Genomic DNA, 11,968 nt, shown 5'->3' on the forward strand with positions numbered 1-11,968 from the left:
GTTGGGGGTGATAAGGTCGACCAGCGCCAGCAGTTCGCTTGAGAGCGGACGGGCTGGGGCGGGGTTGAGCACCACCCGGGTACCTTGGGCGCGAGCCAGCCGTGCAGCCTCATGGACGCTCTCGAGCGGCACTTCCAACTGCAACAGCAGGGTGTGGGCGGCGGCGATCATCGCTTCATGGTTTTTCACCACGGCAGGGGTGATGGCACCGTTGGCTTCGGCGGAGATACCTATGCTGTTCTCCCCCTCATCGCTCACATAGATGATGGCAATACCGGTCGGGAGCTTGGGATCGAGCTCGACGGCGCTGACGTCAATGCCATCTTTGGCAAAGCCGCTCTTCATCTGGTGGCCGATGGCGTCATCACCGATGCGGGCGATAAAGGAGACGGGGGCGCCGAGGCGGGCGGCAGCGACTGCCTGATTGGCCCCCTTGCCACCCGGGACTACCTGATAGCTGTGACCGGTCAGGGTTTCACCCGGGCGAGGAAAGTGGGGAACGCGCAGCACATGGTCTGCATTGACACTGCCCAGAACGACGAGACGATTCATGTTGACTACTCCTGATGCATCTTGGCTTGAACACGATGACTGAGTGAGTTCAAGCCGGGAGGCACCTGAACGAGAGGGAAAAGGGGAGGCGAACCTCCCCTCGAGAACTTACTTGCTGACCACTTGCAGCGGTACCGGAATGGATTTCTCGACCGGCTGACCCTTGAGCACCTTGTCGGCAGTCTCGACGCCGATGGCACCGATCAGGGCTGGTTGCTGGGCCACGGTGGCGGCCAGTTTACCCTTGGCAACGGCGGCTTTGCCATCGTCAGTGCCGTCGAAGCCGACGATCATTACCTCTTTACCTGCAGCTTGCACCGCGCGGATGGCACCCAGCGCCATCTCGTCGTTCTGGGCAAAGACTGCTTGAACGGTCGGGTGGGCGGCCAGCAGGTTTTCCATGACGTTCAGACCCTTGGTGCGGTCAAAGTCGGCAGGCTGGGAAGCCAGTACCTGCAGCTTGTTGGCCGCCACGGCCAGGGCAAAACCTTCGCCACGGTCGCGGGCGGCGGAGGTACCGGCAATCCCTTCCAGCTGGATCACCTTGGCACCGGTACCCAGTTTCTCGGTGATAAAGTCACCGGCCAGCTTGCCGCCCGCCACGTTGTCGGAGGCGATATGGGCCTTGACCTCACCCTGCGCAGCGCCGCGATCCAGAGTCAGTACTGGAATGCTGGCGCGGTTGGCCAGACGAATGGCGTTGCCCACCGCTTCGGAGTCGGTGGGGTTGATCAGGATGGCGCCGACCTTGCGTACGGTGAGATCTTCCATGTTGGAGAGCTCTTTGGCCGGGTCATTCTGGGAATCCAGTACCACCAGCTCGTAGCCAAGCTCTTTGGCTTTGGCTTCGGCCCCCTCTTTCATGGTGACGAAGAAGGGGTTGTTGAGGGTGGAGACCACCATGGCCAGGGTTTGATCGGCGGCCTGGGCGGTGCCCAGCACGGACATGATGGCGGCAGCGAGCAGGGTATTGAGCTTTTTCATCATTTCATTCCTTGTGTGTGGCTTGTCTTATCAACGATTGCTTTTGTTATCGATCATCACGGCAAGCAAGATCACGCTGGCCTTGGCGATCATCTGGTAATAGGAGGATACGTCGAGCAGGTTGAGGGCGTTATTCAGGAAGCCAATGATCAAGGCACCGATCAGGGTACCCATGATGCGGCCCTTGCCGCCCATCAGGCTGGTACCACCCAGCACCACGGCGGCGATGGCATCCAGCTCGTAACCCATGCCCGCCGTCGGCTGGGCAGAGGAGAGGCGAGAGGTAACGATAAGCCCTGCCAGTGCCGAGAGCGCGCCGCACAGACCATACACCGCCAGCTTCACCCGATCCACATTGATACCGGAGAGGCGGGTAGCCGATTCGTTGCCACCCAGCGCGTAGATGTAGCGACCGAGACGGGTGTGGTTGAGCATGAACCAGGCGAGCAGGAAGACGATGGCCATCAGCCAGATGGGTACCGGCAGACCGAACAGGTAACCGGTACCGAGCCAGGCGAAGTGATCGGCGCCGTCACTGAAACCGGTGGAGATGGGACGACCCTCGGTATAGACCATGGTGATGCCGCGCAGGGCGGTCATGGTGACCAGGGTGGCGATAAATGCCTGTACCTTGCCCTTGGCAATGATGAGGCCGCTGACGCCGCCCAGCAGGGAACCGGCACCCAGAGTGAGGGGCACCACCAGCCAGATCGGCAGCTCCATGGCGACCATGGTGGCGGCCAGCGCGCCGCACAGGGCCAGCACAGAGCCGACCGACAGATCGATACCGGCGGTAAGGATAACCAGCGTCATACCGACCGCCATGATGGCGTTGACCGAGGTCTGGCGCAGGATGTTGAGCAGGTTGTCGGCGGTGAAGAAGTTGGGGCTCAGAAAGGAGACCACACCAATCAGGACCAGCAGCGCGACCAGGGATTTGTTCTCGATCCACCACGCCTTGCTCATGACGCCACGGCGGGAAAGGGTTTGGGTTGTCATTGGGATGCCTCTTGCTCTGCTTGCCACTGTTTACCGACTGCCGCCGCCATCAGCTTCTCCTGATTGGCATCGCGGGTGTTGAACTCTGCGCTGATGCGCCCTTCGTGCATCACCATGATGCGATCACTCATGCCGAGCACTTCCGGCATCTCGGAGGAGACCAGAATGATGCTCATCCCCTCCTTCTTGAACTGGTTGATCAGCTGATAAATTTCCTTTTTCGCCCCCACGTCAACGCCTCGGGTCGGCTCGTCGAGGATCAGTACCTTGGGCCGGGTCAGCAGTCCCTTGGCGATGGCCACCTTCTGCTGGTTGCCGCCAGAGAGCAGCTTTATCAGCTGATCCTGACTCGGGGTCTTGATGTTGAACAGACGCACATAGTCGCTCACCGCCTGCCGTTCGGCCTTGCCGTCAATCTTGCCGTTGCTGATGAACTCGTCGAGGGCGCACAGACTCATGTTTTCGCGCACCGACAGCTCCAATACCAGGCCATCGCCTTTGCGATCCTCGGAGATATAGGCAATGCCTGCGGCCAACCCGTCGGCCGGGCTTTTGGGCACCAGAGCATGACCGTCCACTGCCACTTCACCGGCGCTGATGGGGCTGGCGCCGTAGATCAGCTTCATCAGCTCGGTACGGCCGGAGCCCATCAGGCCGCTAAAGCCCAGAATTTCCCCCTGACGCAGGGAGAAACTCACCCCGCGCACGCCGGGACCGGCCAGATCTTTCACCTGCAGGCTGACGGGGCCAAGCTCGCGCTCAAGACGCGGATACTGCTCTTCCAGTCGGCGGCCCACCATCATCTCGATGATCTTGTCTTCATCCAGATCGCTCACTGCCTTCTCGCCAATCCACTTGCCATCGCGCAGCACGGTGACCCGATCGCAGATCTCGAAGATCTCCTTGAGGCGGTGGGAGATATAGACGATGCCGCAACCTTGCTCACGCAGCTCGCGGATAACCTTGAACAGCTGCTCGGTCTCGGTATCGGTCAACGCATCGGTGGGTTCGTCCATGATGATGACGCTGGCATCGAACGACAGCGCCTTGGCAATCTCCACCATCTGCTGTTCGCCGATGGAGAGATCCCCGAGTCGGGTATCCGGCCCGTGCTTGACGCCAAGTCGCGCCAGCAGGCCGCTTGCCCGTTCGCGCAGCTGTTTGTGGTCGATGCTGCCAAAACGGGTACGGGGTTCGCGACCGAGGAAGATGTTGGCGGCAATCGACAACTCCGGCAGCAGGTTCAGCTCCTGGTGGATGATGCTGATCCCCTGATCCTGAGAGTCGCGGGGGCCCTTGAAGTGGACCGGTTGGCCTCGGTAGCTAACGCTGCCCGCATCGGCCTGATAGATACCGGTCAGCACCTTCATCAGGGTGGATTTGCCGGCGCCATTTTCACCGAGCAGGGCCATCACCTGGCCCGGATAGACCCGCAGACCCGCTTCGTCGAGGGCGCGCACACCGGGGAAGGTCTTGACGATCCCGGTCAGCTCCAGAATGGGTGAGAGGGGGGAGGTTGTGCTCATTTGCAGCTTCCTTGAAGAGGCCTTCTTTGAAGAATGTCAGAACGCCACACCGGCGCAGAGGATCAGGTTGGCGTAGGGAGTCACCTCGCCGCTGCGCACGATCGCCTTGCTCTGGCGGGTGCGGGTTTTGAACTCCTCGTGCAGGCAGTATTCGATGGCGATGGACTTGCCCTGGGCGGCGGCGTGGGCCTCAAGCTGATCGACCAGTGCCTGATGGGCGGCGGGGCTGATCTGCTTGATCTCGCTTGCCATGATCGCTTTCTCCACCACCAGATCGGTGAGCAGGGCGGTCAGCACGGTTTCGAGGCTGGGGGTGCCCGCCATCAACGCCAGATCGATCCGCTCCGGCCCTGCCGCAATGGGCAAGCCTGCATCGCAGACGGTGATCTCGTCGGTGTGACCCATCTGTGCCACCAGAGCACTCAGGGGAGCATTGAGCAGTACGCCTCGTTTCATACAGCACCTCATCAGGCTTTCGCCATCGCAGTTTCTTATCAGGCAACCGGTTACGCAACCGGTTGCGTTATGGCGCAAAGATAGGCTTTTTAGGATGGAAGGGCCACGGCAAAACCACGGAAATGTGAAAACGATCTCAAAGGTGGAGGAGGAAAGAGAAAGAAGGGTGCCAGCAGAGCCTCGGCACCCTTTCTATTGATTTTTTACTTAGTTGGAGAGGGCTTTGTTGACCGCCGGACGGGTCAGCATTCGGCGATAATGATCGGCCACTTTGGGGAATTCACTGATCTCGACGCCATCGCTTTTCAGCCAGCCCGCGACCACGAACAGATAGATGTCCGCCACGCTGAATTGCTCGCCGAGCACCCAGGGGCCAGCCAGATAGTGCTGCTCAATCTGGGCAAAGCCATCGCGCATATTGCTGGCGACTTTTTGCTGCATGGCGGCGATGGCCTGCTCGTCATCGGCCCAGCGGCTGCCACGGCGACCGTGGGCGTGGGAGACATGCACGGTGGAGGCGAGGAAGCTGTTGACCTCCTGCATGCGGGCCAGCAGGAACGGGTTGTCCAGCGGCGCCAGCTTGGCATCGGGGAAGCGCTGCGCTACATAGAGCAGCAGGGCCGGGGTCTCGGTAAGGGTGCCCTGCTCGGTGACAAGGGCTGGCACTCGCCCTTTGGGGTTGATGGTGAGGTATTCGGGCGAACGCTGCTCACCGGCAGCCAGATTGAGCTGGCGGGCAGTAAACGGGGCGCCGGTTTCCAGCAGTGCGATTTGGACCGCCACGGCGCAGGAGCCGGGGGCGAAGAAGAGGGTCAGATCGGACATGAATACTCCTGATTGGCTCAGGCCACCCGCGATATCGGCGAAAGATTGCTTCGCGGAGCACTACGGGCAGTCATGAAAAAAGAGAGGGGGCAACGCTGCCCCCTCAACCAATCTACACCCCTAAGGGGTGATGAAAAAGCGCAGAATTAATCTGCTTTGGTTATCTTGCTGTTTTCCATATCATAAACCCCTTGGCCAAGTATGAACCCGAAGGGCTGAATTTAATAGCGTCGCTCACGCTAGAATGGCAGTAGGTACGAAAATATTAAGGCTAATAGCGAACTATTTTTGAGTTTCTGACTTGTATCAAAAAAATATAGAAACATGTAATTCTTACTAACTTTTTTTCTTGTCTTTTGATATCTTACCAACTTGGTGGCCAACTTAAATTCATCTGTATGTTTTTTAATTTCAGCATGCCTGATTTTAATTTGAAGTTGCTATGGTTTAACGTATTAAAGTGATTGTGATTACAAGTAACAAGGCGAGAAGTATAAATTTAAATTTTAGTGGAGTTTTTATGTCTAAAGAGGTTGATCTGCAGTTTTTAATGAAAAGTAAAGCATATGATATTGAACATTCTTTAGGAATGTATGCAATTGATTATTGCACTCTACCAGCAGAAGCAATTTATGATATAGATCGTCTTACACCGCACATGCAAGTAATAAAAAACTGTCATATCTATTTAATAGGGCTTACTCCAGTAATAAAGCTAATAGATGCAAAACAAGAAAATAAGCTGTTAACTCTAAACTTTATTATTGGTAATGAAACTGAAGATCTTAAAATTGATCTTCCAGAAGGATTTAATCTCATATTAGATGAAGATAAATTTTTCGTTGAAAATCCCAATGGGGAAAGGTCTTGGCCAACAGATATATGGCTTCAAGAAAAACTTGCATATGGAACTGATTTAGTTAAGTTTGAGGTGAAGTATATTGGTCAATCATATGGAAAAAAAGGAGAAAGAAATGCGATTGATCGTCTTATGAAACATGAGACGTTACAGAAAATCGCATTAAAGGGGATCCCTGCAGGCTATCGCTTGTCATTATTGTTATTGGCGATACAACCCAACAATCAGTTGTTTACTATGATGAATCCATTTGCTAAAAATAAAGAAGATAGTGCATCGAGATTTAATGCTGGACTGGAAAAGTTATTTGGTACTACGGAACAAGAACGTATTTCATTGTATGAGGCATCTTTAATAAGATATTTTTACCCTGAGTTCAATAAAGAATTTAAAGATAGCTTTCCATCTACTAATTTAAAGATTCTGCAAGACTGTTACAATAAGGATTTTAGTGGGGTTGTTGCTGAAATATGCATCGATGAACTTCCTTTTATATTGTTTTCACAAAATGTAGGGCCTAAACATCATCATATTGCAATGCACGATCTTCATAAAGATGATGCTAGACGAATGTTCTTCGGGTTGTAATAATGCTGGGTTTTATATTTACTTCTACGTTAAAGATGTTGAGTACAGTTCTGCTATGAAATTAGTGCTGTAAAGTGATCTTAGCGAGGCGTAATCAGATGTTGGTGATTTCGATAGCACTCAATGCTCATCCTTCATAAATATATATATTTACCGTATCTTCACAATTGTGAACAAGCGGAGTAACCAATAATTTACCACTACCATTCTTTCAAATTTTCTATGAAACAGGCGGATTGAGAGGTTCTACAGGGATTTTGGTGTTGAGAAACGGAAGAAGATAAGGGGACAAATTTTGCCCCCTTAAATTATTGAACCTATCAGGGTCAATTAACCACCGACTTAACCCGCCTTGGCCACCATGGCTTTTAGCTGCAGGAAGTACTGCTCGTAGAGGCGGGAGGCATCCCCTACATCGGACTGAAACTCGCCCTTGCGCTTGATCTCGTCGCTCGGGAAGACCATGGGGTTGTTGCGAAACGCCGGGGTGAGCAGGGGAATGGCATCCTTGACCGGGGTGGGGTAGCCAATCGCCTCGGCCACCTTGGCTGCCACATCGGGGCGCATCAGGAAGTTGATCAGAGCGTGGGCCTCTTTCACATGCTTGGCCTTGGCCGGGATGGCGAGATTGTCCATCCAGAGCACGGCGCCTTCTACGGGGTAGGTCATCTGGATGGAGGGGTATTCGCGCTGGGCGCCGTAGGCCGAGCCGTTCCACAGCATGCCGATATTGACCTCACCGGCGATAAAGGGGTCGGCCGGGTTGTCGGAGTTGAACGCCTTGACGTTGGGCATCAGCTTTTTCAGGTATTCGAACGCTTCGGCAATTTGCGCCTTGTCCCGGGTGTTGGGGCTGTAGCCCAGCTGCACCAGCGCGATATGGAACACCTCGCGGGCATCGTCCATCAGCAGCAGGCTCTCTTTCCACTCTGGCGCCCAGAGCTGCTTCCAGCTAGTAACCGGTTGCTCGATGATGTCGGTGTTGGTGCCGATCCCGGTTGCACCCCAGATATAGGGGATGGAGTAGCGGTTGTCCGGGTCGTACTCGTGGTTGAGCAGGGTGGGGTCGAGGTGCTTGAAGTTGGGTAGCTGGGCGCGATCCAGCGGCTGCAGCATCCCCTCTTTGGCCATTTTCGAGATGAAGTAGGTGCTGGGCACCACCACGTCATAGCCGTCGCCATGGGTTTTCAGCTTGGCGTAGAGGGTCTCGTTGGATTCGTAGGTGGAGTAGATCACCTTGATGCCGGTCTCTTGCTGGAACTGTTCCAGCAGGCCGTCCGGCACATATTCCGACCAGTTGTAGAAGTAGACCACCTTGTCGTCGGCCGCGTGAGCGCTCTGGCTCAGCAGCGGGGTGGTGAGGGTGAGGGCGGCTGCCAGCAGGGCGCCGGCCTTGTGTTGGATTGTCATCAACAACTCCTTGGGGTTATGGGGCCTTGCGGCCCACCGTGACAGAGTTCGCCAAAGGTGGCGGGGACGAAACGGGCAGGGTCAACCTTGCCGTTTACGCAGTAACAGTTGCGCCAGCAGCACCATCCCGAGGGAGGCGACCAGCATCAGGGTGGCCAGGGCGTTGACCTCGGGGGAGACCCCCACCTTGACCATGGAGTAGATCTTGAGCGGCAGAATCTCATAGGCCGGGCCGGTAACAAAGGAGCTCACCACCACGTCGTCCAGCGACAGGGTAAAGGAGAGCAGCCAGCCCGCCATCACCGCCGGCAGCGCCAGCGGCAGTATGATGCGGCGCAGGATGATCCACTCGCCAGCCCCCAGATCCCGCGCGGCTTCCAGCATCCGCACATCAAAACCGCACAGCCGCGAGTAGACAGTGATCACCACGAACGGCAGGCAGAAGGTAATGTGGGCGATCAGCAGCGACCAGAAGCCCAGCGCAATGCCGGTGACCACAAACAGGGTCAGGAGCGAAATAGCCATCACGATATCGGGGGACATCATTACCACGAACAGCATGCCGCTCACGTACTGCTTGCCGCGAAAGCGGTAGCGAAATAGTGCCACGGCGGTGAGGGTGCCGATCAGGGTGGCTGCGGTGGCGGTGAGGGCGGCGATGGTCAGGGAGTGTTGGGCCGCCTGCATCAGGCTGGCGCTGGCAAACAGCTTCTCATACCAGCCCAGGGTAAAGCCGCGCCAGTCGATGCCATATTTCGACAGGTTGAAGGAGTTGGCGATCAACACCCCGATGGGCACATAGAGATAGCCAAACACCAGCAGCAAGAACAGAGCCTTCAGTGCGCGCATCATGCCAGCTCCCCCTTCTTGCTCAATAGCTTGCCTGCCCGCCAGTAGCAGTAGACCAAGAGCGCCATCAGCACCGTCAGCATCACGCTGATGGCGGCGCCAAAGGGCCAGTCACGGCTGTTGAGGAACTGGGTCTTGATCAGGTTGCCGATCAGCAGGTGCTTGGCGCCCCCCAGCAAGTCGGAGACATAGAACATCCCCATGGCGGGCAGAAACACCAGCAGACAACCGGCGATGATGCCGGGCAGGGTGAGGGGCAAAATGATCCGCACCAGCCGCTGCCAGCCGTTGGCGCCAAGATCTCGCGCCGCCTCCAGCAAACGGCCATCCAGCTTCTCGATGCTGGAGTAGAGCGGTAGCACCATAAAGGGGAGCAGCACATAGACCAACCCGATGATGACGGCCACCTCGGTATACATCATCTGCAGCGGTCGCTCGATGATCCCCAGATCCAGCAGCCAGCCGTTGATCAGCCCCCGGGTGCCGAGCAGCACTTTTAGCGCATAGGTACGGATCAGGGAGTTGGTCCAAAACGGCACCACCACCAGAAACAGCAGCAGCGGGCGAATGCGCGTTGGCAGATGGGCCAGCAGCCAGGCAAAGGGGTAGCCCACCAGCAGGCAGATGGCGGTGGCGAGCAGCGCCAGCCAGAGGGAGTGGAGCAGCACCTCGAAATAGAGGGGGTCCAGCAGGCGGCCATAGTTGCTCAGGGTAAAGAGCGGCGCGATAAGCTCGGACTCGTCACGGGTCAGGAAGCTGACGCCGATGATCATCAGGTTGGGCAGGAAGACAAACAGCGTCAGCCAGCCGAGGATCAGCGCGATGGCCCCGTTGCGAAAGCCGTTGTGGGCAAAGCTGTGTGGTACCCGCAGATTAGTGAGGCTCATAGGGCAGCACCACCTCCCAGCTGTCGACCCAGTGGATCGCCACCTCCTGACCCAGGCGATAGTCAAAGTCGGGGTCATCCTCGTCGAAGAACTCGGAGATAAGCAGCTGTTTGCCACTTTCGAGCTCGATCACCGAATCCAGCGTCGCCCCCTTGTAGTTGCGCTCGCGGATATTGCCCCGCAGCGCGCCACTTTGATCGTCATCCTGATCGAGAATGCGCAGATCTTCCGGGCGCAGCAGCACCAGCACCTTGTCGTCTGGCTGGAACGGCAAGGCGGTATGGAGCAGGCATTCGCGCCCCTCTACCTCGGCCTGCCAGATACCGGGCTCGCGCTGGCTGATCAGCTTGCCGTCCATCACGTTGATCTCGCCGATAAAGCGGGCCACGAACAGATTGGCTGGCGATTCGTAGATATCGCGCGGGGTGCCGCGCTGGATGATCTTGCCGCCCTCCATCACCAGGATGCGATCAGACATGGTGAGCGCCTCTTCCTGATCATGGGTAACGAAGACAAAGGTGATGCCAAGGCGACGTTGCAGCGCCTTGAGCTCGCTCTGCATCTGCTTGCGCAGCTTGTAGTCGAGCGCCGAGAGGGATTCGTCGAGCAGCAGCAGGCGGGGCTTGTTGACCACGGCGCGGGCGATGGCGACCCGTTGCTGCTGACCGCCAGAGAGCTGATCCGGGCGGCGGTTGGCCAGCTCGGTGAGCTGCACCATGGCGAGAGTCTCCTCGACCCGCTGGCGGATCTCGCTGGCCGGTACTTTCTGCATCTCGAGGCCAAAGGCGACGTTTTCAAACACCGTCATATGGGGGAAGAGCGCATAGCTCTGGAACACGGTGTTGATGTGCCTGTGTTCGGCGGGGATATGGGTGATCTCGTCACCGGCCAGATGGATGGTGCCACCGTCGACCGATTCTAGCCCGGCCAGCAGGCGCAGCAGGGTGGTCTTGCCACAGCCGGAGGGGCCCAGCAGGGTAAGAAATTCACCGTCATAGATTTCAAGGTCAAGGTCACTCAGGATCACCTTGCCATCGTATTTTTTGCTGATCTTGTTCAGCGCGACAATTACCTGTGGATTGTTCATCATCCGCCAGTCTCACCCCAGCCAGTGGCCATCGTGTTGAAAGAGGGCCGCATTCTATGCAGCCGACACATGAAATTAAAGGCTTTTTGGCCCGAATTAGCCGCAAGTGCGCAGGAAAAACGGCTACGAATAGCAGACCAAATCGCTATAATGTGCCACCTGATTTGGTCGTTTTCGATATTGGATAGTCAATTGAGTAATAAAATGCGTATTGGCGGCTCCCTTGAGCAGTCTCTGAACCAGGGCTACCGCCTTGATCTGAAAGGGGTCATCCAGGAGGGATGGCAACAGACCCGCCGTACCGGATTTGGCCTGCTGCTGGCGATTGTCGGGGTGACGGCGATCTGGATCCTGCTCAGCAATGTGCTGCTGTTGCCCTACCTAGGGGATGACAGCCAGATGAATGTGGCCATGGTGCTGAGCCTGCTGATGACGGTGGTGATGGCCCCCATGACCAGCTCCCTCGATATGCTGGGGTTGCAGCAGTCGGTCGGGGTGCGCGCTAGAGCCAACCAGGTGTTCGACTTCTTCCGCCACTTTGTGCGTCTTGGCATGTTGAGCCTGCTTGGCAGTCTGCTCACCAGCCTGTTTGGCCCGCTATTCGATCTGCTGGGCTTGCCCGCCGTGCTCTCTTTCATCCCCTCGGCCCTGATCGGCATGGGGCTGCTCTTTACCGTCCCGCTGGTGCTGGAGCGTGGCCTGACGCCGCCCCAGGCCATTCTGGTCTCTCTCAAACTCTTTGCTCGCGGCTGGCCCAGCATTGTGCTGTTCCACGGCGTGATGACTGCGCTCTTCTTCCTGGCTCTGATCCCCATGGGGTTGGGGCTTATCTGGGTGGCACCGCTCTATTTCAACTGCAAGGGGATCCTCTATCGGGATCTCTGCGGGGTGGGGGTAGAGGTTAACGAGGTGACAGAAGGCCCCAACCATTTCAATGCATGATGCA

12 protein-coding genes are annotated in these 11,968 nt (G+C 56.8%); 2 read left to right on the forward strand and 10 right to left on the reverse strand.

What is annotated here, in order from left to right; all coding sequences use genetic code 11:
• The 6 genes from AB5Z09_RS14505 to AB5Z09_RS14530 form a co-directional block, all read right to left on the reverse strand.
• On the reverse strand, positions 1-552 hold a 552-nt coding region (locus tag AB5Z09_RS14505), incomplete at its 3' end, for a PfkB family carbohydrate kinase (RefSeq protein WP_368195555.1).
• A gap of 108 nt (positions 553-660) precedes the next feature.
• Positions 661-1,536, reverse strand: coding sequence for a ribose ABC transporter substrate-binding protein RbsB (gene rbsB, locus AB5Z09_RS14510; protein WP_005360585.1), 876 nt, complete (start codon positions 1,534-1,536; stop codon positions 661-663).
• Positions 1,537-1,566: 30 nt separating this feature from the next.
• Positions 1,567-2,535 carry a ribose ABC transporter permease gene (gene rbsC / locus AB5Z09_RS14515; RefSeq protein ID WP_368195556.1) on the reverse strand — a complete coding sequence of 323 codons (969 nt, stop codon included), beginning with the start codon at positions 2,533-2,535 and terminating at the stop codon, positions 1,567-1,569.
• The gene (gene rbsA, locus AB5Z09_RS14520; RefSeq protein ID WP_005336668.1) at positions 2,532-4,061 is read right to left on the reverse strand and encodes a ribose ABC transporter ATP-binding protein RbsA; all 1,530 of its coding nucleotides are present in this window, start codon (positions 4,059-4,061) and stop codon (positions 2,532-2,534) included. The genes rbsC and rbsA overlap by 4 nt, the downstream gene beginning before the upstream one ends.
• A 36-nt stretch (positions 4,062-4,097) precedes the next feature.
• Positions 4,098-4,517 (reverse strand): D-ribose pyranase, encoded by a 420-nt coding sequence (rbsD, locus tag AB5Z09_RS14525; protein ID WP_368195557.1) that lies wholly within the window; start codon positions 4,515-4,517, stop codon positions 4,098-4,100.
• 207 nt (positions 4,518-4,724) lie between these two features.
• A complete protein-coding gene (locus tag AB5Z09_RS14530; protein WP_368195558.1) occupies positions 4,725-5,342 on the reverse strand; it encodes a glutathione S-transferase family protein in 618 nt (205 codons plus the stop codon).
• 520 nt (positions 5,343-5,862) lie between these two features.
• Between AB5Z09_RS14530 and AB5Z09_RS14535 the strand changes: the two genes are divergently transcribed.
• The gene (locus AB5Z09_RS14535; protein ID WP_368195559.1) at positions 5,863-6,789 is read left to right on the forward strand and encodes a hypothetical protein; all 927 of its coding nucleotides are present in this window, start codon (positions 5,863-5,865) and stop codon (positions 6,787-6,789) included.
• A 342-nt stretch (positions 6,790-7,131) separates the two neighbouring features.
• Here the strand turns inward: AB5Z09_RS14535 and AB5Z09_RS14540 are convergent, their stop codons facing one another.
• The 4 genes from AB5Z09_RS14540 to potA form a co-directional block, all read right to left on the reverse strand.
• Positions 7,132-8,199 (reverse strand): extracellular solute-binding protein, encoded by a 1,068-nt coding sequence (locus AB5Z09_RS14540; protein WP_368195560.1) that lies wholly within the window; start codon positions 8,197-8,199, stop codon positions 7,132-7,134.
• An 81-nt stretch (positions 8,200-8,280) separates the two neighbouring features.
• Positions 8,281-9,051, reverse strand: a complete 771-nt coding sequence (potC, locus tag AB5Z09_RS14545; RefSeq protein WP_005336644.1) for a spermidine/putrescine ABC transporter permease PotC — start codon at positions 9,049-9,051, stop codon at positions 8,281-8,283.
• Positions 9,048-9,935, reverse strand: a complete 888-nt coding sequence (potB, locus tag AB5Z09_RS14550; protein ID WP_236292764.1) for a spermidine/putrescine ABC transporter permease PotB — start codon at positions 9,933-9,935, stop codon at positions 9,048-9,050. The genes potC and potB overlap by 4 nt, the downstream gene beginning before the upstream one ends.
• Positions 9,922-11,025: a spermidine/putrescine ABC transporter ATP-binding protein PotA gene (gene potA / locus AB5Z09_RS14555; RefSeq protein ID WP_042083132.1), complete on the reverse strand. Its 1,104-nt coding sequence runs from the start codon at positions 11,023-11,025 to the stop codon at positions 9,922-9,924. Before potA ends, potB begins: the two co-directional genes overlap by 14 nt.
• A gap of 201 nt (positions 11,026-11,226) precedes the next feature.
• Between potA and AB5Z09_RS14560 the strand changes: the two genes are divergently transcribed.
• A complete protein-coding gene (locus AB5Z09_RS14560; protein ID WP_005351939.1) occupies positions 11,227-11,964 on the forward strand; it encodes a hypothetical protein in 738 nt (245 codons plus the stop codon).
• Positions 11,965-11,968 lie beyond the last annotated feature (4 nt).

It is taken from the genome of Aeromonas sp. R2-2 (assembly GCF_040908355.1).
Taxonomy (GTDB): domain Bacteria; phylum Pseudomonadota; class Gammaproteobacteria; order Enterobacterales; family Aeromonadaceae; genus Aeromonas; species Aeromonas veronii.

Bases quoted from the DNA above. Each gene is read 5' to 3' on its own strand.
- rbsB (WP_005360585.1), bottom strand. From the start codon at position 1,536: ATGAAAAAGCTCAATACCCTGCTCGCTGCCGCCATCATGTCCGTGCTG.
- rbsC (WP_368195556.1), bottom strand. From the start codon at position 2,535: ATGACAACCCAAACCCTTTCCCGCCGTGGCGTCATGAGCAAGGCGTGG.
- rbsA (WP_005336668.1), bottom strand. From the start codon at position 4,061: ATGAGCACAACCTCCCCCCTCTCACCCATTCTGGAGCTGACCGGGATC.
- rbsD (WP_368195557.1), bottom strand. From the start codon at position 4,517: ATGAAACGAGGCGTACTGCTCAATGCTCCCCTGAGTGCTCTGGTGGCA.
- AB5Z09_RS14530 (WP_368195558.1), bottom strand. From the start codon at position 5,342: ATGTCCGATCTGACCCTCTTCTTCGCCCCCGGCTCCTGCGCCGTGGCG.
- AB5Z09_RS14535 (WP_368195559.1), top strand. From the start codon at position 5,863: ATGTCTAAAGAGGTTGATCTGCAGTTTTTAATGAAAAGTAAAGCATAT.
- AB5Z09_RS14540 (WP_368195560.1), bottom strand. From the start codon at position 8,199: ATGACAATCCAACACAAGGCCGGCGCCCTGCTGGCAGCCGCCCTCACC.
- potC (WP_005336644.1), bottom strand. From the start codon at position 9,051: ATGATGCGCGCACTGAAGGCTCTGTTCTTGCTGCTGGTGTTTGGCTAT.
- potB (WP_236292764.1), bottom strand. From the start codon at position 9,935: ATGAGCCTCACTAATCTGCGGGTACCACACAGCTTTGCCCACAACGGC.
- potA (WP_042083132.1), bottom strand. From the start codon at position 11,025: ATGATGAACAATCCACAGGTAATTGTCGCGCTGAACAAGATCAGCAAA.
- AB5Z09_RS14560 (WP_005351939.1), top strand. From the start codon at position 11,227: ATGCGTATTGGCGGCTCCCTTGAGCAGTCTCTGAACCAGGGCTACCGC.